The organism is Mycobacteroides abscessus ATCC 19977, assembly GCF_000069185.1.
Lineage (GTDB): Bacteria > Actinomycetota > Actinomycetes > Mycobacteriales > Mycobacteriaceae > Mycobacterium > Mycobacterium abscessus.
Genome location: NC_010397.1, coordinates 249,110 through 266,502, shown reverse-complemented (window position 1 = coordinate 266,502; position 17,393 = coordinate 249,110). Strand labels below are relative to the sequence as shown.

Here is a 17,393-nt window from a genome sequence, read left to right as displayed (position 1 = left end):
GGCTAACCCGGCGAGCGCGGCATTGCGCCCGCGGACACACCGCTATCCGCGTACACGGCGTGTCCTTCGCGATCCGGAAGGTCGGGCACCGGCCGCAGCCGTCCGGTCCCCGGGGCCGATAACCACACCGCGAGGGCGAGCACCGCATCGAGCAGCAGCGCCAGCGCGGTGACCATGATGGCGCCCACCAGCGCCAGATGAAACTGACGGACCTTGATGCCGTCGATGAGATACCGGCCGAGCCCACCCAGGCTGGCGTAGGCCGCTACCGTCGCGGTCGCCACGACTTGCAGCGTCGCCGTGCGGAGCCCGGACAGAATGAGCGGGAGCGCATTAGGCACCTCGACACCGAACAGCACCTGACGTTCGGTCATCCCCATGGCGCGCGCCGCCTCCACTACCGTGCGGTCCACGTTCGCGATGCCCGAGTAGGTGCCCGCCAACAGCGGTGGCACACCCAGCAGCAGCAACGCAACGGTCGGCGGCACCAGGCCCAGCCCCCACAGCAGCACACCCAACAGCAACATGCCCAGCGTCGGCAGTGCCCGCAGCGCGTTCACCGCGCTCACCACCAGGAAGATGCCGCGACCGGTGTGCCCGATGAACAAACCCAGCGGCACCGCGATCACGACAGCGGCCAGCACCGCGAGCGCCGTGTACTCCAGGTGCTCGCCGATCCGCACACCCAAGCCGCTACTGCCCGCCCAATGGGAGGCGGTGAATATGTAGCCGAGTGCGTTGGAGAGAAAATTCACGTGGCACCAGCGGTTTTCGTCGCCCTGGCCCAGGGTGTCGCCACGCGCCCCAGAACCACCAGCAGTGAATCCACGATGACCGCCAGCAGAAAGATCGCGACGATTCCGGCGATGATCTGGCTGCTCTTGTTGGCTTGGTAGCCCTCGGTGAACCATGTGCCCAGACCACCGATGCCGATTACCGATCCCACCGAGACCATCGAAATGTTGGTGACGGCAACCACTCTCAAACCCGCGACCAACACCGGGATGGAAAGCGGCAGCTCAACCCGGACCAGACGGGCCAGCGGGCGGTATCCCACCGCGGTGGCCGCGTCACGCACTTGCGGGGCGATGGCGTCGAGTGCCTCCGGGACCGCGCGGATCAGCAGCGCGGTGGTGTAGAGCGTCAATGCGACCATCACATTGGCCTCATCGAGTATCCGAGTGGGAATGATCAGCGGTAAGGCGACGAACAACGCCAGCGAGGGGATGGTGAACACGATGCTCGCGATCACCGTGGTCACCCGCCGTACCGTCCGGCGCCGGTGAAGCAATGCGCCACACGGTATGGCGATGGCCAGTCCGATAAGAATCGGCACCAGCGATAGCCGCAAGTGGATCAACGACAGCTGCCACGCGTCGCCGAGATGAGTAAAGAGGTAGCGCATATCATCGCTGCCCGTTGCGGCGCTGGCGGTCCAAGGCCGTCAGTACGTCGTCGCCGCGGACTCCACCACGTACCCGCCCATCAGCATCGATGGCCACCCCCAGCCCGCACGGCGAGGACAGCGCAGCATCAAGCGCCTGGCGCAGCGTCCCGTCTGGACCGAAGAGAGAACCTCCCGCTATCACGCTGTCATATAAGGACTTTCCGGATCGGTAGACGTCCGCTCCGGCGTCGTCCATCCATCCGAAGGGGGTGCCGTCGGCATTGCAGACCAGCACCCAATCGCCGGGCGCAATGATGAGGTCGGTGATTTGTGGCTCGCGTACCTGCCGGATCTCGTAGAGCGGCACCTCGCCCGCTTCGCGGAATTGCAGACCGCGATAGCCGCGGTCACGCCCGATGAATCCGGCCACGAAATCGCTTGCCGGATTGGATAGCACGCGTTCGGGCTCGTCGTATTGCTGTAGCACGCCGCCGGGGCCGAAGACCGCCACCTTGTCGCCGAGTTTGACGGCCTCGTCGATGTCGTGCGTGACGAAGACGATGGTCTTGTTCAGCTCGGCCTGTAACCGCTGCATCTCGGCCTGCAGGTCGTCGCGCACGTTGGGGTCAACCGCACTGAAGGGCTCATCCATCAACAGGATCGGCGGGTCGGCGGCCAATGCACGCGCCACCCCGACACGCTGTTGTTGGCCTCCGGAGAGCTGCGCGGGATACCTGGTCGCCAACTTCGGATCGAGCCCCACACGCTCCAGCACTTCGAGCGCGGTTTTCCGCGCGGCGCGCCGAGATTCACCGCGCAGCACCGGCACGGTGGCCACGTTGTCGATCACCCGCTGGTGGGGCATCAGACCGGCGTTCTGAATGACGTATCCGATGCCCAGCCGCAGCTTGACCGGGTCCACTGTCCGGACATCCGCCCCATCGACGGTCAGCAGTCCCGAGGTGAGATCGGTCATCCTGTTGATCATCCGCATCGACGTGGTCTTGCCGCATCCCGACGGCCCCACGAACACAGTGAACGATCCCTTGTCCACATGCATGTTGAGATCGTCGACCGCAGTGGTCCCGTCCGGGTACTGCTTGGTGACGTTTTCGAAGGTAATCAAGCGGTCACGCCCCCACGGGTTTGTCGAAGCCCTTGTCCGTCAACCATTTCTGTGCTGCTTCCTTGGGGTCGACTCCGTTGTTGCCGGACACTGCGGCATTGAGGCCGGTGAGGTCCGCCGTGGTCAGTCGCGCCGAGAGCGCGTCCAGCACCTTCTTCAATTTCTCGGATTTCTTCTGCGCGTTGACCAACGGCACCAGATTGCCGGCCGGGAACGTGAACTTGGGATCGTCCAAGACCACCAGATCGTGCTCGGCAATGGCCGGTGAGGTGCTGAAGATGTTGGCCGTGGTGATGGTCCCATCCACCAGCGCCTTGACCGTCGCCGGTCCGCCGCCATCGCTGATGGCGACGAACCGCGATTCCGGGATATCCAGTCCATAATTGGCCTTGAGCCCCGCCAGCCCGACACTGCGGTGCAGGAATTCCGAGGGCGCGCCGACCGTGACCTCCGCCGAGTGCGCCGCCAGGTCGCCGATCGAGCGCAGATTCCACTTCTCCGCGGTGGCCCTGGTGACGCATAGCGTGTCGGCATCAGCGGCCGGCGAGGGCGACAAGATGTCCAGATCGCCGTCGAGCTTGCGTAGCAGCGCGAGCTCGACTTCATCGGGCTTGGTAGCGGTGGCCTCCGGGTCAAAGTAGCGCAGTAGATTTCCGGTGTAGTCGGCAATGAGGTCGATCGAATGGTCCTTGACCGCCGGGATATACGTTTCACGGCTACCGATACCCAACTGCCTGGTGACGTCAAAGCCGTTGATCTGCAGTATCTGCGCGTATAGCTCGGCGACGGTCTTCGATTCGGGGAAGTCCGCGGAGCCGACGATCAGCGTATTCAGATTACCCGAAAGGGGGCCTCCGCCCAGGGGATTGGCGCTGCCGCAGCCGCTGAAGAAAATCGCCGCCATGACGGCAACGAGCAGTTGTGCGGCCCTGCGCATTCCTCGACAGTAGCCGGGCATCCGCCGACCTGCCCGCCTTTACCGTCAGGAAGATTCCGGTGGCTAACCAGATGGCCTGACCGATCCGGGACTCTCACCCGGCTCCGTCAAAAGCTCTGGCAAATGTTTGATAACCGCCTCCGCGTGCTCGCCGGGCAGCAATTGGCGCGCGAGCATGTTAGCTCCGATGATCATGAACATGATGGCGTTGGCGCGCTCCTGCGCCTCCTCCTGACCAATCTCCGGCTGCTGTGCACGCATTACCCGGGAGAGCAGACCGGCGCCGGTGGCACCGAAACTCCCCCACAAGGCCTGTCCTAGTTCGGGATCGGTGCGCATCTGGCCGAGTAACGCGGGAGCTGCCGCTATGACATCCGGCCGCTCGAACAGTTCAGCTGTGTACGAACAGGATTGGCGAACCCAATCGGTGACCCCGGCGGCGGCGCTCATCTCCGGCGTGGGCGCCGTCCACCCGAACACCGCCTCGAACACCAGGTGCGCGCGCGAGGGCCATCGGCGGTACAGCGCCGGCTTGCCGACACTCGCGCGATCGGCGATCGCAACCATGGTGGTGGCCTCCCAGCCCTGTTCCACCAAAAGCTCGCGCGCGGCAGCAAGCGCCTTGACGTCGATATCGGAGCTGCGGCGACGGCCCCTGCCCAAGGATGACTCTTCGGTACTCATTGCAAATATCGTAACACTGTGTAACGTTGAGGCGTGGGTCACAGACAGAAGGGCAGCCGATGACAGGACTTCTTTCCGGAAAAACGGTGGTGATATCCGGAGTGGGCACCGGATTGGGTCGCGAGGTCGCGCTGAAGGCACATCAAGACGGTGCGAACGTGGTGCTCGGCGCCCGCACGCGGGAGAACCTCGAAAGGCTCACGACCGAACTCGATGACACGGGCGGTTCCGCCACATGGGCGGTCACCGACATCACCGACGCGACCGCATGCCAGGGCCTCATCGATACCGCTGTCAAGAGATTCGGCGCCGTGGACGCGCTGGTCAATGTCGCCGCCAAAGAGGACGTGTTCGGTGGCATCGAGGGGGCGGACCTGGCGCAATGGCAGGCGATGCTGAACACCAACGTGGTCGGCACGCTGCAGCTGGTACAGGCCGCGGTCCCGGAGCTGAAGAAAAAGGGCGGGTCGGTGGTTTTCATCGGTTCGCAATCGGCGTTCCATCCGCAACTGCCGCAGTCCGCGTACGCGACGTCCAAGGGCGCGCTGCAGAACGCGATGTATCAGTTGGCGAAGGAACTCGGGCCACACAAGATCCGTCTCAACATGGTGGTGCCGACGTGGATGTACGGCCCGCCCATTCAGCTGTACATCGGCCTGGTCGCTCAGCAGCGCGGCATCACCCAGGAGGAGGTGCTCGCGGAACTGACGGCCAAATTCCCCTTGGGCGAGATGCCTGCCGACGAAGACGTCGCCGACGCGGTGGTGTTCTTCGTGTCGGACCGAGCCCGAATGGTGACCGGGCAGACCCTATTCGTCAATGGTGGCGAGTTTTTCCGATGAGCGCTTGCGCGAAGAGAGTGAGCAGAGCATGAGTGATAAGTATCCCGTCATCGTTTGGGGCACAGGAGTTGTCGGCAAGCTGGTAATCCGCGAATTACTGGACCATCCGGTCTTCGAGCTGGCGGCGGTACTGGTCCACGATCCGGCCAAGGACGGGGTGGACGTCGGAACCCTGGTTGGCAGTCACCCAACCGGGCTGGCCGCCACCACCGATATCGATGCCGCGCTGGGCACCGAGGGCACTGTCGCGTACTTCGGCCCGACCGCGCAGTACGCGTTGGAGAACATCGACAACATGTCCCGCGCATTACGCAGCGGGCATAACATCGTCTCCACCGCCATGACACCGTGGGTGTACCCGCAGGTCTGTCCGCCCGAGATGCTCGCCGACATCCAGCACGCGTGCGAGGCGGGGCAGACCTCCTGCTTCACCACCGGCATCGATCCGGGCTTCGCCAACGACCTGTTCCCGATGACCCTGCTCGGCGTGGGCGGACGGGTGGATTCTGTTCTGGTACAAGAACTTCTGGACTACCAGTACTACAACGGCGATTTCAGTACCCCGATGGGGCTGGGCGCCCCCATGGACCAACCGGCGGTGCTGGAGATCCCTGAGGTACTGATCCTGGCCTGGGGCCACACCATCCCCATGATCGCCGACGCCGTGGGGGTCAAACTCGACAAGATAGATACCGTCTACGAAAAGTGGGCTACACCAACAGAGATCAGCTACGGGTCCGCGCCAAACACCGGCACCATTCCCGCGGGGCATTGTGCTGCCGTCCGCTTCGAGATCCGTGGCTGGGTGGGTGGCGAGCCCAAAATCGTCATCGAACACGTGAACCGTATTACCAACGACACCGCGCCGCAGTGGCCGCGGGCGCAGTCCGTGGACAACGACGCGTACCGAATCGAGATCAAGGGCAGCCCCAACATCACCCAAGAGACCGTCTTCCGGGACGAGCGCTCCGGAGACGGCGCCATCGGCGGATGCCTGGCTACCGGAATGCGGGCGATCAACGCAATACCTGCGGTTATCGACGCTAAGCCGGGCTTTCTGACGCCACTGGATCTTCCGCTGATCGCGGGCAGGGGCACGATCCGCATTTGACCTGCATGGAGCCTCGGTCTCCCCGGGTATCGAGCTGATCCCGTCCGCGAAAAGTCGAGCTCCTACGCTTGCAATCAGCGCCCATGTAGCAAATGATGAACCCATGACCAGTGACCCCGGTACGACGCCGGACTCTCCGGTTGTGGACTCATCGACCGAAATCCCCGTCGGGGAGCAGGCTCCGCTACCCGCCAAGTCCGGGTCCGCCAAGCCCAAGAAGAAAGAGGACGCGGTCACGCGGACTCGTGCGGCGGCAACGTGGACCGGCGTCATCCTGGGCCTGCTCATCCTGATCCTGCTGCTGATCTTCATCACGCAGAACATGAACACGGTCACGACGACATTTCTGGTCTGGCATCTCAATCTGCCGCTGGGCGTGACGGTGCTCATCGCCGCCGTGGCGGGTGCACTCCTGACCGCGCTGGTGGGCATCGTGCGCATCGTGCAACTGCGACGTGCCGCGAAGAAGAACCTGCGGGCCTAGCTGCCGACTACAGTCGGCGCATGACGGCGCTGCCCCGGCGTGGAAGAGCCCTGGCGCTTGTCCGGAAGACCCTCAAGGACAAGCCCGTACCGCTGGCTGACGCGAGACATTTCCCGGATGCCGAGGTCGTCACCATGTTGCGGATGCTCGGTATCGCAATGCTTGAGGTGGGACAACCCACCAACCTGGTGCTGGCCAAATTGCATGACATCGCACCGCAATACACCGACAAGGAGTTACGCGCCGTCGTGCTGCCGACGGTGCTGATCATCCAGATCGACGGTGTCACCGGACAGCTCGAAGTCGAGGAATCCACCCGTAACACGGCGCAGTTGGATCAAGCCGGCCACATCGACGCCATCGCAGACATGGCCGTCGTGGGTGCCATCGCCCCGGCCGATGCAATCGCGCGGATCTACGAGATCAGATGTCTGAAGCCGCGTTTCGGGACCGTCCTGACGGTCGTGGGACACACCATCTTGACCCTCGGTTTCGGATTGGCGCTGGCTCCCACCTCGTCGGCGCTGCCCGCCTACCTGGTATTGGGCCTCATCGTCGGCGTGCTCATGCTGGCTACCAACCCCATGCCCACCTTGGCGGCCACCATGCCCGCCGTAGCCGCCTTTGTGGTGACGGTGATCAGCACCCTCATCGTCGCGAACGTTCCCAGCGAGGGGCTGGCGCGCGTGCTGGCGCCGGCCCTGATCGCCGTCCTTCCCGGCATGACCCTCACCATCGGGGCCTTGGAACTGACAAGCACCCAGCTGATGGCCGGTTCCACCCGCATCGTGTACGGCATCGCGCAACTGATGCTGCTGGCATTGGGCGTGGTGATCGGCGTGAAAGTGGCTGGCCCGCCGCAGCCCTCGCCGCTGGGCCCACCACTCGGCAGTTGGACGATCGCCCTGGCGGTGCCGGTGATCGCAGTCGGGTTCTACCTCTACAAGTCCGCGCCGCGCGGATCGCTGATCTGGTTGGTGCTGGCTATCGGCGTCGCGATGCTCGGACAGCGGCTGGGAAGCCTGTTCCTGGCCCCGGCCATGACGGGCTTCGTGGGCGCGGTCGCCGTTGTTCCCTTCGCATTGTTCGCCGCCCGGTTCAAGGGTGCTCCGTCGGCAATTGTGTTGCTACTGGCGGCCTTCTGGTGCTTGGTGCCAGGTGCGCTGAGCTTTGTGAACGTCAGCGAGGTGGCCGCCACCGGGCATGCCAACCTGACCGCGCTGCTCGACACCTGCATGGCGATCTTCTCGATCGCGCTGGGGCTGCTGGTAGGCGCCAGTCTGCATCGCGGGATGCGCTACGCACTCACCGTCAGTCGTTAGCGTATTTCGCCAACTCAATTCGGGCCACCACGCCGCGGTGCACCTCGTCGGGCCCGTCGGCCAGCCGCAGCGCTCGCGCGTTCACCCAGGCGGCTGCCAGCGGAAAGTCATTGGAAAGCCCTCCACCACCGTGTATTTGGATCGCCATGTCAATGACCTGCTGGGCCATGTTGGGGGCGGCCACCTTGATCTCGGACACCGCCGACAGCGCTCCCATGATGCCCACGGTGTCCAGCAGCCAGGCGGCATGCAGCACCAGTAGCCGCGTCTGGTTGATGGCGATGCGCGCATCGGCGATGCGCTCACGGTTACCGCCCAGGTTTACCAACGGTTTGCCAAAGGCGGTGCGGTCCAGGCCTCGTCGGCACGCGTGCTCCAACGCCACCTCGGCCAGACCGATCAGCCGCATCGCATGGTGCACGCGCCCAGGCCCCAGCCTTCCCTGAGCGATCTCGAATCCCTTGCCCGGCCCGGCGATGAACGCATCGGCCGGGAGCCGCACATTGTCGAACGACACCACCCCGTGTCCGCCTGGCTCGTCGTAAAAGCCCATGGTGGGCAGCATGCGCTCAACGGTGATACCCGGGGTGTCCATCGGGACCAAAACCATGGAGTGGCGGGCGTACCGATGCGCGTTGGGGTCCGTCAGACCCATGAAGATGATCACCTTGCAGTCCGGGTGGCCGACGCCGGTGCTCCACCACTTACGCCCGTTGATCACCACCTCGTCGCCCTCGACGACGGCAGTGGCTGCCATGTTCGTGGCATCGGAAGATGCGACATCGGGTTCGGTCATGCAGAACGCGGACCGGATATCGCCCTCCAACAGTGGTTCGAGCCATACCTCTTTCTGCTCCTGACTGCCGTATCGGTGCAGTACCTCCATGTTTCCGGAATCAGGTGCGTTGCAGTTGAATACCGTGGGCGCGAACAGCGAACGACCCATCTGTTCGGCCAGCGGCGCGTATTCGGAGTTGGATAGCCCGCCACCCAATTCGGGATCGGGCAGAAACAGATTCCACAATCCGGCAGCACGCGCTTTCGCCTTGAGTGAATCCAGCTCGGGGGGCACGTGCCACAGTTCGGCGGTCGTACCCGCGCGTGCACCCAGCAGCTCGTCATGGTGGGCCAACACCGCACGTTCTACCGGCATGACCTCTGCGTCGATGAACTCTCGGACGGCGGCGATCAATTCGGCGGCGCGGGCAGACGGGGCGAAGTCCATCTGTCCGATGCTAGAGGCGCGGGTCCCGCACGCGACAGACTTCGCGGCATGAGCAAGAGCCGCGTGAGCCTGCTGGTGCTCAGCGTCGTGACGGTCTGCTCATCCCCCAACTCGGTATGTCGATCCTTCCTCCGCCGGAGGTCGCCGAACTCCAGGTAAGGACCGGGCGGCCGGCGGCGCCCTCCGGGCTAGCCCTGCGTGGTTCCGGCGCACTCATATGGGGCCGAGTCCGAGGCCCAGAAGCGCCGGGTACTCGGCGACAGCTAGTCGATACCATTCCCTGCATGGGCGTCATCTACCTGGTCCGGCATGGTCAGGCTGCCAACTACTCGAGCAGTCCCGATAGCCCGCTGACCAGCATCGGGCAGCAGCAGGCCGAAAACGTGGCGGCCGAGCTCGCGCGCCGCGGACTCGGAGGCGTGCGGGTCCTGCACGGCGGGATGAAGCGGCAACGGCAGACCGCCGAGGCGATCACGATGACGCTGCGGTCCGAGCCACAACAGGACGACCGCTGGGACGAGTACGACTATAAGGAGATCGTCGGGAACTCCCGGATGCGCCGGCTGGCGTCGATGAACACCGTTAAGAGTCTCGCCAAAGGAAACACCCAGGCCATCCTGGAAGATGGGCTGGCCCAGTGGGCGAGCACCGATTCATCCGGCGAATACGCGGAGAGCTATACGCGTTTTCAGCAGCGGGTACTGGCTGCCATGGCCCATGCCACCCAGCTCGACGGCGACACCGTGGTCGCTACCTCCGCCGGTGTCATCGGCATGATCGTCGCGGATCTGTGGGGCGGAAGTGTATCGAATTGGCTTACCGCACAACGTGTTGTCATCAATTCCTCGATAACGTCACTCGTCAACGGCAAGCGCGGAATCAGCCTACTCGCCTTCAACGACCACACCCATCTGATCGGCGACGGCGGCAACCGGGATCTGGTGACTTACCGCTAGCCCTCGTTGGCGCAGGGCGACATCACGGTGACCTCGAACAGCTCCCGTCCACCGGCGGTGGTGTAGGCGCGGGCGCCCACCACATAGCCCCGGGCGTCGTGGTAGGTCTTGGTGTCCAACGGTTCCGGGTCCGGCCGGGTCCATGGCTGACGCTCAAATCCCTGTGCGGCAAGAGATTCCAACCGGCCCATGGCACCGCTGATCAATTCCCGCGGAGGGTGGTCCACCCACCACTGTCGACGCACCTTCCACGGCGGCCCCTCGCTCATCAAGGATTCCTTGTTGGTACGGCAACCGACCTTCTCGACACCATCGGGACTGGGGTCCACCTCTTGGCCGGAAACCAGCGAAACGTAACCAGCAGTGATGCGCGCGGCTTCGGTGACCGTCAACGTGATGGGTTGCATCGTGTCCTCACTTGTCGTCTTCGCGGGCCCGGTGCCCGGGCCTTGGCATGCGGTCGCCGCCGCCAGCACCAGCATGGTCACAATCGTTGTCAGCGGCTTCATTTCACCTGGATCTTCTGGCCATGCTCGGGGTGGTCGGTCACCCGTGGGTTGTCCCACGGGTGGTGGCGCCGGTCAATGGTCCCCGGGTCATCCCACGGCAGGCCGGGCACCTGCGCGCCGGCGGCCGCGCGCGATTGATCCCACGCCTCGGCCCGGAAATTGCCGTCATCGCCGACATTGATGTCGACGTAATTCGTCTGGATGCCCCGTTCGACGTAGCCCGTCGCCTCACCTCCGCCGATCACCGCAGCGATGTTGTGGAAGGCATCCGAACTCGGGTCGTCCCAGTAGCTTCCGTGACCGTCCGGTCCCACAATGACTTGGTTCGGATGCTTACCGAACTCGCCGTAGTAGCCCGTGTCCAGTCGAGTGACACCGGGGATCTTGTCCGGATCCGTCGCCGAAGGCAGTCCACCCAGCGGATTGCCGATCCTTCCCTCCACGTTGTGCGGTATGCCCGGAATCTGATCCACGCCGGGAACATCCGAGAGACGCACATCGCGCGGAAGGGATTGCACTATCGCTATCGGATCGCCGGGCGCCGTCATCGAGTAGCGCTGCACGTTGGGGTTCGGATCGGTGTAGCCGCCGGGCAAGATGCCCGTGCCCGCCGAGGACGCGTGCAGGATGCGGTCTGCGCGCAGACCCATCTGTTCGGCAGTTCCCACGATGGCACCGCCGTAGGAGTGCCCCACGTATGTCACCGGTGTACCCGGCGCGTTCTGACCTACCGCCCGGTCCACCTCATGCCCGAAGTCCACCAGCTTGGGCGCCATCGCCGCCGCGTAGGAGGGATCGGCGGCCTTGTCGAGCCCCTGTGGAAAGTCGCCGCCCAGGTACAAGAAGATGGGCGAACCGCTTTCCTTGGCCAGCTTGACCGCAGACTCGTGGTTGGAACCGCTGCCGTTGAGATTGGTGTTGGTACCCGGAACGATCACCCCAACACCCCGGACGCCCGGCTTGATATCGCCGATCATCTCGATCATGCGACCGTTTCCTTCGGTGGAGAACATGACGTACTTGCGGTCCACCATGAAGTCACGCGGCCCGGCATCCGCCGGCCGCGTGACCAACGGATCTTCCATCGGTTTGAGCATGTCTTGCAGCTGGTTGACCCTTGCCTGGTCGGGCGGTTGCTTCTGCAATTCGTCGCTGAGCGCGTTGCGGATGTTGATCTCATTCGCCGCGATCCTGGTGTCAAACGGAATCCCGTCGCTGTTCCCCATGACCTCGGGGTTGGCGATCACCATCGCATCCACCGTTTCCGGTGACAGCGTCGCCAGGAAGGCGGCACGTTCGTCGGCACTCATCTTCGAGACGCGGTCGACCAGTGCGTCCGGGTCCACCCTCTCCCCTGAAGGCAGCGTCACATCGTGCTGTCCGTCGCGCATGCTTTCCAGGTCGTCTGCTGCTTCCCGTAGCTTCTTGCCGTACATGTCATCGAGGCGCGCGAGCTCGTCGAGCCCGGACTGAATCCGGCGCTGATGGTCGGCGGCCGCCTGTGCCTTCTTGGCATCCGGGTGGCTCACCTCGCCGGTATCGGTCACCGTGAAGCCCTCGGAGACCGCGCCATCCACATCCTGGAGGGTGAACTCCTTGGCATGCTTGAGCGTTCGTGCTGCGTCCTCGGCATCATCGGAGATGCGGTTCAGGACGTTCCGGATCTCACGACCGTGATCGAGTTCCTGATCTACCTTGATCTTCGCCGCGTCGTGCGTCTTGCCATACCAGCCGGAGGCGTCATTGAACACCCTGTCGCAAGAGTCCAGCGAGGCATCCAGGGTCCGCGCATTGTCGCGCGCCGCATCGGCCGCCTTACCCAGTGCGTCCAGATTCCAGCCACGCAGCTGGCTGATGGTCGGGCGCATCAGCGTGGCTTGAGCGCGTCGAAGGAGGTGGCCGTCTTCTCATCCTGGGCCGTTACGTTGGCAGCAAAGGTATCGACGAGCCCCGCCATGTCCGAGAACCTGCGGGCAATCGACGACATCGCCTTGATGCCCGGTGACGCGGTGTCGCGAATGGCCGCCAGCACCTCGCTTCCCGCACCCGTGGCGTCCTCGAACGCCGACCATGGCATGTCATTGATGTGCAGTGTCTCGCCCAACCACGCCTTCGAGATGCCCGCGAGCTCCTCGGTGCGTACCCCGAACGGATCGGTCATGGTTCCCCTCCGCTAACTCCTGGCAATGGCTTTACCGAGTTAGACGCAGGCGGACGAGATTCGGTTTCACGGTTGTGGAGAAAGTATGAGATCTGCGGCCTTCTCACCAAGCAGCACCGACGGCGCATGGGTGTGCCCGCGGATGAGGCTGGGAATCACCGACGCGTCGACCACCCGCAGTCCCTGCACGCCGCGCACGGTGAGATCCGGCGTCACCACGCTGGCATCGTCCGCACCCATCCGGCAGGTCCCGACCGGGTGATACAGCGTATGCGAGTTGTTCTCCAGCGCGGCCACGAGTGTCTCCTCCAGATCGTCGCTGGGATTCCGGGGACGCAGGATCTTGCCCAGTACCGCGCGCATCGACGGTGTCTCGGCAATGCGCGCGGTGGTCCGCAGCCCGAACATCATGGCAGCACGGTCTCGTCCGGCCGGATCGCTCAGGTAGCGAGGGTCGATACGCGGCTTGGCCAGCGGATCGGGTGACGTCAAGGTGATCTCGCCGCTGCTTTCCGGCTTGAGCAAGATCGGGCCCATCACAATGGCGTGTTCGGTGGCCACACCGATGCCTTCGTCGAAGAACGGGGCGGGCGCGAAGATCAACTCGAGGTCCGGCAGGGTGAGATTGGGGTGACTGCGCAAAAACCCATATGCTTCACCGACATTCGAGGTGAGCATGCCCCGATGCCGCAGGAAGTAGTTGGCGAGCTGAAGCGGCTTCTCCGCGCCGAACAACGAATCCGACTTCACCGCATAACCCACCGGGCAACACAGGTGATCGAGCAAGTTCTGACCCACCTGTGGCGCGTCGTGCACGACCGGAATTCCGAGCTCACCCAATCGCGTGGCCTCGCCGATACCCGAAAGCATCAGCAGTTGGGGCGAATTGATGGCGCCTCCACTCAGAATGACCTCGCGCCGCGCGTGGACGGTATGGGTGATGCCGTCGCGCACATACTCAACGCCCACGGCGCGGATGCCGTCGAACAGCACCCGGCGCGCCTGGGCGTCGGTGACCACGTTCAGGTTGCGCCGCCGTAGACCGGGTTTGAGATAGCCATCCGCGGTGCTCCATCGGCGACCACCGTGCTGGCACACCATGGTCTCCGAGAACCCCTTGGGCTCAGGAGTATTGGCTCGCTCGACATCAAACCCGGCTTCCTTCACCGCCTCCAGCCACGCCGCGGTGCTCGAACGAGGACTGCGCTGCTTGGAGATTTTCAGCGCGCCGTCGGTACCCTCGTCGCTCTCGGTGGCGCCTTCCACAGCTTCGATGCGCTTGAAATAGGGCGCGATGTTCGCGAACGACCATTGCTCGCCCGCCACCTGCGCCCAGTCGTCATAGTCCGCCGCGAAGCCACGGACCCACATCATCGCGTTCATCGACGACGACCCGCCGAGCGTCTTGCCTCGCGGCCAATAGATTTGACGGTTGTTCAACTGAGGTTGGGGCTCGGTCAAGTAGTCCCAGTCGACATCGCTGCGGAAAAGCTTCGAGAATGCAGCGGGAATGTGGATTCCCATGTCCTTGTCCTTGGGGCCGGCCTCCAGGACCAGCACCTGATCGTTGGTCCGTTCGGAGAGCCGGGTGGCCAGCGGTGCTCCCGCCGATCCCGCGCCCACAATGACAAAGTCAGCGGCAAGGTCCTCAACCATGAATGGGACGGTAGCGGACTGGACAGCATGTGGGGCAGCTTCTGGTACAGGGCGTCCCACTTCGGGCGGCGGCGGCCGTCTCGCCGCGGCTCCGTGCGTTTACGGGTACACCCGGTAGCAGTTCGTGCCGCCGATACCCAGCACGTACACGGTGTCGCAGCGGGTAAAGCTGCCGTCGGGCGCGTAGTCGGACTCGCAGACCCCGCCCCCGTTTCCCCACACCACGACCTTGCCGCACGGTGCCGCCGAAGCTGGCCCGGCCAACGCGACGCTTCCAGCTGCCAGAACCGCAGCGACACCCACAGTGGCTAGAAGTTTCCGCATGTCAGTTGCCTCTTCTTGGTGCTCCCGGCCTCACCGCGACGCCGGATATACCCGTAGAACGTTTCCGTATTTGGAAAAGTTTCCCAATTTGGAAGGTTTGTTACCATGACCACATGCGACCAGCCAGCGGCCTGCGCGAGCAGAAGAAGTCGGAGACCAAACTGGCCTTGAGTCGTGCGGCCCTGGAACTTGCGCTCGACCGGGGCGACCTGGCCGCGGTGACGGTCGACGACATCGCCGACGCGGTGCGCGTCTCGGCGCGCACCTTTCGTAACTACTTCACCAGCAAGGAAGACGCCGTGCTGTTCTCGCTGCGCGGGATCGAAGACAATGCCGTGGCGCTGCTGCGTCAGCGCCCCCAGCACGAGCACGTTGTCGACTCCCTGGAGGCCGTCATGCTGGACCTGGCGACCTCCGAAGCCTTCAGTACCACCGTGGCTGTCACCCGGCTATCCGCGCAGAATCCAGGGCTGGCGGCGCACGACGCCGCCCGGTCCGAAGACGTGGGAACCGTCGTGCTGACGGAAGTCAGCCGACGCGCCGGGCTCGATCCCGACGTAGATCTGTATCCGCGGCTGGTCTGCAATGCCGCGTATGCGGTCCTGGCCACGGTCATCCAGCTCGCGGTATCCGGTTCCAAGCTTTCCAAAGACCCCGGAGCCCTTGTGGCCCAGGGGTTTCAACGACTACGTGACGGCCTGGCATGACGGTGCGGGCGGAACGGATCGATGCGGGCGCGGTGGTGCTCCGCAAGGCTTGTGACGCCGACCGCGACGGGCTGATCGAGATCATGACGGATCGCGAGGTGCGCGCGTATCTCGGCGGACCACGGCCCCGCGCCGACGTGGAGAGGTTTCTCGGCGAAAGGGGGCCCCATGCGGCTACCGCAGCAGCGGGGGCTTTCATCGTGGCCGACAGCTCCAACGACCGGTTTGCCGGCACCGTGACACTCGACCGCAGACATTCGGAGCTTCCCGGCCATGTCAGCGCCGATGGAGACGAACTGGAACTGTCCTACGTATTCCGGCGCGACTCCTGGGGCAGGGGCTGGGCCTATGCAGCGGCGGCCGCGCTCATCGGCGCCGCCGCCACCGAATTGCCTGATCAGCCGGTGCTCGTCGCGACCCAAAGCGCGAACGCGAGATCCATCAATCTGTTGCGGCGGTTGGGGTTCGAGTCGATATCGACATTCATTCAATTCGACGCCGAGCAGATATTGGCGTCCGCATCGCTACACAGCTTGGTCAGGGCCTAGGCCCGGGCCGATCCAGCAGCTCGGCCACGCCGTGCAGTTCCCATTCCTGCAGATCTTTGACCGCACGCAGCAGCCGCCGCTCGTCGGAATCGTCCATGTCCACGCCCGCGTTGACAACGGTCAGCAGCGTGCCGCCCTCATGCTCACGGAACGTCGTGTGCCGCTCCCAACGAGCGGGCGGGCCCTGATGCGCCAGCGCCACCAAACTGGTCGTCAAACGCTCGCCGGGCCGCACATCCAAGATCTCGATGTGAAAGTTGCCACTGAAGCGCGTTCCCACCACCGGGATGGTCTTCAGCTCGAACGTGGCGCCGACGGCGATCTCGGCCGACTGTTCGGGCGATTCCCACCAACTGCTCGGATTGATGATCGCGTCCCAGACGCGACGCGGAGGATGCGGGATATAACGCTCAACCCGGGTCATCTTCTCCGTCCTGCGGATGAGTGCGCCCGAAGGGATTCGAACCCCTAACCTTCTGACATATTCGAGCCTTGTTGTTAGTGTACCCGAGTATCTAGGAATGTCTGGAAGTGTCACCGCCACAATCGAATTGCCTTGCCTGGTGATCACTAGGTGTCAGGGGTATTCAGTGGGTGTCACGGGTGTTTATGACAGGAAAGTAGCGGAATGAAGTCAAATCAAGGTGTCCAAGCACCTACGAACCACTGGGGGTCTTGACGTTGGGTGCTATATGTTTGGGGATGTGGCCCCGCTGCTGACTCTGGGCATGTTCCTGTTCTTCGGCCTGATGATGTACGTCGCCTATCGGCAACGCAAACAGCCACGGCGTCGGCTGTGGCGGAACCCTTATATGCCGAGCCCTTACCTGTGGCGTGGCGCGCCGGACTGGCCTGACACTCCACGACCGCCGTGGCCGGTTGACGATGACGGGAATCCGATAGATGTGGACGAGGCCGCCGAGCGCTAGCTACAACTTCGGATCGTTGGAGTCCATATGGCATTTGTTCCGTAGCCGGTTCTCCGCTGCTTTGTAAGCATCCCAAGCCTTGTTCAGGTCATTCGACTTCTCGATAGCGGCCTGCTGCAGTTGTGCGTCTGGGACGGGTGCCGAGTACTTCTCTTGCACCTTCGCCAAGTCATCAGCCTTGCCAGCGACCGTGGATGCTTCTGCCTTGGTTTCCGAATCGGAGATGCTGTCAGCGTAGTTGCGAATCTTGTCGGCCCATTCGCGGTACATCGGAGTTGTGTCTTGATGTTCGTACCGGTCGTTTGTGACGCCTTCGTCGTTCTCTTTGATGACCTTGGCGATGTCGGCCATCTTGTCATCGGAGTACTTGATGAGATCCTTGGTGGTTTGGCAGCCCGCGTCTACCGGAGCATCGGACGAGCGCGTAAAGTACACCCCGCCGAGTGCTAAGACAATTACCGCCAAGACGGCTGAGACTGCAAGTA

General features: G+C 63.8%; 21 protein-coding genes. 8 read left to right on the top strand and 13 right to left on the bottom strand.

Translation table 11 applies throughout. The features are described from left to right. Window positions 1–2: 2 nt before the first annotated feature. The 5 genes from MAB_RS01470 to MAB_RS01450 all read right to left on the bottom strand — a co-directional run bounded on the left by MAB_RS01470 (window position 3) and on the right by MAB_RS01450 (window position 4,134). A complete protein-coding gene (locus MAB_RS01470; RefSeq protein WP_005092015.1) occupies window positions 3–755 on the bottom strand; it encodes an ABC transporter permease in 753 nt (250 codons plus the stop codon). After that, window positions 752–1,405, bottom strand: coding sequence for an ABC transporter permease (locus MAB_RS01465; protein WP_005083756.1), 654 nt, complete (start codon window positions 1,403–1,405; stop codon window positions 752–754). The genes MAB_RS01470 and MAB_RS01465 overlap by 4 nt, the downstream gene beginning before the upstream one ends. 1 nt (window position 1,406) lies before the next feature. Next, the gene (locus tag MAB_RS01460; protein WP_005083757.1) at window positions 1,407–2,513 is read right to left on the bottom strand and encodes an ABC transporter ATP-binding protein; all 1,107 of its coding nucleotides are present in this window, start codon (window positions 2,511–2,513) and stop codon (window positions 1,407–1,409) included. Between the two features lie 4 nt (window positions 2,514–2,517). Then, window positions 2,518–3,450 carry an ABC transporter substrate-binding protein gene (locus tag MAB_RS01455; RefSeq protein WP_005112941.1) on the bottom strand — a complete coding sequence of 311 codons (933 nt, stop codon included), beginning with the start codon at window positions 3,448–3,450 and terminating at the stop codon, window positions 2,518–2,520. A gap of 63 nt (window positions 3,451–3,513) precedes the next feature. Further along, a complete protein-coding gene (locus MAB_RS01450) occupies window positions 3,514–4,134 on the bottom strand; it encodes a TetR/AcrR family transcriptional regulator (RefSeq protein ID WP_005112940.1) in 621 nt (206 codons plus the stop codon). Between the two features lie 59 nt (window positions 4,135–4,193). On the opposite strand from MAB_RS01450, the gene MAB_RS01445 reads away from it, so the two are divergent. The 4 genes from MAB_RS01445 to MAB_RS01430 all read left to right on the top strand — a co-directional run bounded on the left by MAB_RS01445 (window position 4,194) and on the right by MAB_RS01430 (window position 7,893). Beyond that, complete coding sequence (locus MAB_RS01445; protein WP_005083761.1) at window positions 4,194–4,976, top strand: SDR family oxidoreductase; 783 nt, start codon at window positions 4,194–4,196, stop codon at window positions 4,974–4,976. Then, window positions 4,954–6,087: an NAD(P)H-dependent amine dehydrogenase family protein gene (locus MAB_RS01440; protein WP_005112939.1), complete on the top strand. Its 1,134-nt coding sequence runs from the start codon at window positions 4,954–4,956 to the stop codon at window positions 6,085–6,087. Before MAB_RS01445 ends, MAB_RS01440 begins: the two co-directional genes overlap by 23 nt. 103 nt (window positions 6,088–6,190) lie before the next feature. Continuing rightward, window positions 6,191–6,571, top strand: a complete 381-nt coding sequence (locus tag MAB_RS01435; protein WP_005063067.1) for a LapA family protein — start codon at window positions 6,191–6,193, stop codon at window positions 6,569–6,571. Between the two features lie 20 nt (window positions 6,572–6,591). Then, on the top strand, window positions 6,592–7,893 hold the full coding sequence (locus tag MAB_RS01430; RefSeq protein WP_005072408.1) for a threonine/serine exporter family protein: 1,302 nt from the start codon (window positions 6,592–6,594) through the stop codon (window positions 7,891–7,893). On the opposite strand, the gene MAB_RS01425 is transcribed toward MAB_RS01430, so the two are convergent. Next, window positions 7,883–9,118 carry an acyl-CoA dehydrogenase family protein gene (locus MAB_RS01425; protein ID WP_005090631.1) on the bottom strand — a complete coding sequence of 412 codons (1,236 nt, stop codon included), beginning with the start codon at window positions 9,116–9,118 and terminating at the stop codon, window positions 7,883–7,885. The genes MAB_RS01430 and MAB_RS01425 overlap by 11 nt on opposite strands. A 284-nt stretch (window positions 9,119–9,402) precedes the next feature. Between MAB_RS01425 and MAB_RS01420 the strand changes: the two genes are divergently transcribed. After that, on the top strand, window positions 9,403–10,074 hold the full coding sequence (locus MAB_RS01420; RefSeq protein ID WP_005090634.1) for a histidine phosphatase family protein: 672 nt from the start codon (window positions 9,403–9,405) through the stop codon (window positions 10,072–10,074). Here the strand turns inward: MAB_RS01420 and MAB_RS01415 are convergent. From MAB_RS01415 to MAB_RS01395, 5 genes are all read right to left on the bottom strand, one after another. After that, on the bottom strand, window positions 10,071–10,583 hold the full coding sequence (locus tag MAB_RS01415; protein WP_005090637.1) for a hypothetical protein: 513 nt from the start codon (window positions 10,581–10,583) through the stop codon (window positions 10,071–10,073). The genes MAB_RS01420 and MAB_RS01415 overlap by 4 nt on opposite strands. Continuing rightward, window positions 10,580–12,451: an alpha/beta hydrolase gene (locus tag MAB_RS01410; RefSeq protein WP_005083769.1), complete on the bottom strand. Its 1,872-nt coding sequence runs from the start codon at window positions 12,449–12,451 to the stop codon at window positions 10,580–10,582. The genes MAB_RS01415 and MAB_RS01410 overlap by 4 nt, the downstream gene beginning before the upstream one ends. Beyond that, window positions 12,451–12,744, bottom strand: coding sequence for a hypothetical protein (locus tag MAB_RS01405; protein WP_005063060.1), 294 nt, complete (start codon window positions 12,742–12,744; stop codon window positions 12,451–12,453). The genes MAB_RS01410 and MAB_RS01405 overlap by 1 nt, the downstream gene beginning before the upstream one ends. Window positions 12,745–12,810: 66 nt before the next feature. After that, window positions 12,811–14,400 carry a GMC family oxidoreductase gene (locus MAB_RS01400; RefSeq protein ID WP_005112938.1) on the bottom strand — a complete coding sequence of 530 codons (1,590 nt, stop codon included), beginning with the start codon at window positions 14,398–14,400 and terminating at the stop codon, window positions 12,811–12,813. 99 nt (window positions 14,401–14,499) lie between these two features. Then, window positions 14,500–14,724, bottom strand: a complete 225-nt coding sequence (locus tag MAB_RS01395; protein ID WP_005063058.1) for a hypothetical protein — start codon at window positions 14,722–14,724, stop codon at window positions 14,500–14,502. 113 nt (window positions 14,725–14,837) lie between these two features. Between MAB_RS01395 and MAB_RS01390 the strand changes: the two genes are divergently transcribed. Beyond that, the gene (locus tag MAB_RS01390) at window positions 14,838–15,431 is read left to right on the top strand and encodes a TetR/AcrR family transcriptional regulator (RefSeq protein WP_005063057.1); all 594 of its coding nucleotides are present in this window, start codon (window positions 14,838–14,840) and stop codon (window positions 15,429–15,431) included. After that, window positions 15,428–15,979, top strand: coding sequence for a GNAT family N-acetyltransferase (locus tag MAB_RS01385; RefSeq protein ID WP_005112936.1), 552 nt, complete (start codon window positions 15,428–15,430; stop codon window positions 15,977–15,979). Before MAB_RS01390 ends, MAB_RS01385 begins: the two co-directional genes overlap by 4 nt. Here MAB_RS01385 and MAB_RS01380 read toward each other — a convergent pair. Then, on the bottom strand, window positions 15,969–16,403 hold the full coding sequence (locus tag MAB_RS01380) for an SRPBCC family protein (RefSeq protein ID WP_005083775.1): 435 nt from the start codon (window positions 16,401–16,403) through the stop codon (window positions 15,969–15,971). The genes MAB_RS01385 and MAB_RS01380 overlap by 11 nt on opposite strands. Before the next feature lie 280 nt (window positions 16,404–16,683). Between MAB_RS01380 and MAB_RS01375 the strand changes: the two genes are divergently transcribed. Then, entirely contained in the window at window positions 16,684–16,908 is a 225-nt protein-coding gene (locus MAB_RS01375) for a hypothetical protein (protein WP_012296287.1), read from the top strand. Here the strand turns inward: MAB_RS01375 and MAB_RS01370 are convergent, their stop codons facing one another. Then, entirely contained in the window at window positions 16,909–17,343 is a 435-nt protein-coding gene (locus tag MAB_RS01370) for a hypothetical protein (protein WP_005112934.1), read from the bottom strand. Window positions 17,344–17,393: the final 50 nt, after the last annotated feature.

Bases quoted from the DNA above. Each gene is read 5' to 3' on its own strand.
- MAB_RS01465 (WP_005083756.1), bottom strand. From the start codon at position 1,405: ATGCGCTACCTCTTTACTCATCTCGGCGACGCGTGGCAGCTGTCGTTG.
- MAB_RS01455 (WP_005112941.1), bottom strand. From the start codon at position 3,450: ATGCGCAGGGCCGCACAACTGCTCGTTGCCGTCATGGCGGCGATTTTC.
- MAB_RS01450 (WP_005112940.1), bottom strand. From the start codon at position 4,134: ATGAGTACCGAAGAGTCATCCTTGGGCAGGGGCCGTCGCCGCAGCTCC.
- MAB_RS01445 (WP_005083761.1), top strand. From the start codon at position 4,194: ATGACAGGACTTCTTTCCGGAAAAACGGTGGTGATATCCGGAGTGGGC.
- MAB_RS01440 (WP_005112939.1), top strand. From the start codon at position 4,954: ATGGTGGCGAGTTTTTCCGATGAGCGCTTGCGCGAAGAGAGTGAGCAG.
- MAB_RS01435 (WP_005063067.1), top strand. From the start codon at position 6,191: ATGACCAGTGACCCCGGTACGACGCCGGACTCTCCGGTTGTGGACTCA.
- MAB_RS01430 (WP_005072408.1), top strand. From the start codon at position 6,592: ATGACGGCGCTGCCCCGGCGTGGAAGAGCCCTGGCGCTTGTCCGGAAG.
- MAB_RS01425 (WP_005090631.1), bottom strand. From the start codon at position 9,118: ATGGACTTCGCCCCGTCTGCCCGCGCCGCCGAATTGATCGCCGCCGTC.
- MAB_RS01420 (WP_005090634.1), top strand. From the start codon at position 9,403: ATGGGCGTCATCTACCTGGTCCGGCATGGTCAGGCTGCCAACTACTCG.
- MAB_RS01415 (WP_005090637.1), bottom strand. From the start codon at position 10,583: ATGAAGCCGCTGACAACGATTGTGACCATGCTGGTGCTGGCGGCGGCG.
- MAB_RS01410 (WP_005083769.1), bottom strand. From the start codon at position 12,451: ATGCGCCCGACCATCAGCCAGCTGCGTGGCTGGAATCTGGACGCACTG.
- MAB_RS01405 (WP_005063060.1), bottom strand. From the start codon at position 12,744: ATGACCGATCCGTTCGGGGTACGCACCGAGGAGCTCGCGGGCATCTCG.
- MAB_RS01400 (WP_005112938.1), bottom strand. From the start codon at position 14,400: ATGGTTGAGGACCTTGCCGCTGACTTTGTCATTGTGGGCGCGGGATCG.
- MAB_RS01395 (WP_005063058.1), bottom strand. From the start codon at position 14,724: ATGCGGAAACTTCTAGCCACTGTGGGTGTCGCTGCGGTTCTGGCAGCT.
- MAB_RS01390 (WP_005063057.1), top strand. From the start codon at position 14,838: ATGCGACCAGCCAGCGGCCTGCGCGAGCAGAAGAAGTCGGAGACCAAA.
- MAB_RS01385 (WP_005112936.1), top strand. From the start codon at position 15,428: ATGACGGTGCGGGCGGAACGGATCGATGCGGGCGCGGTGGTGCTCCGC.
- MAB_RS01380 (WP_005083775.1), bottom strand. From the start codon at position 16,403: ATGACCCGGGTTGAGCGTTATATCCCGCATCCTCCGCGTCGCGTCTGG.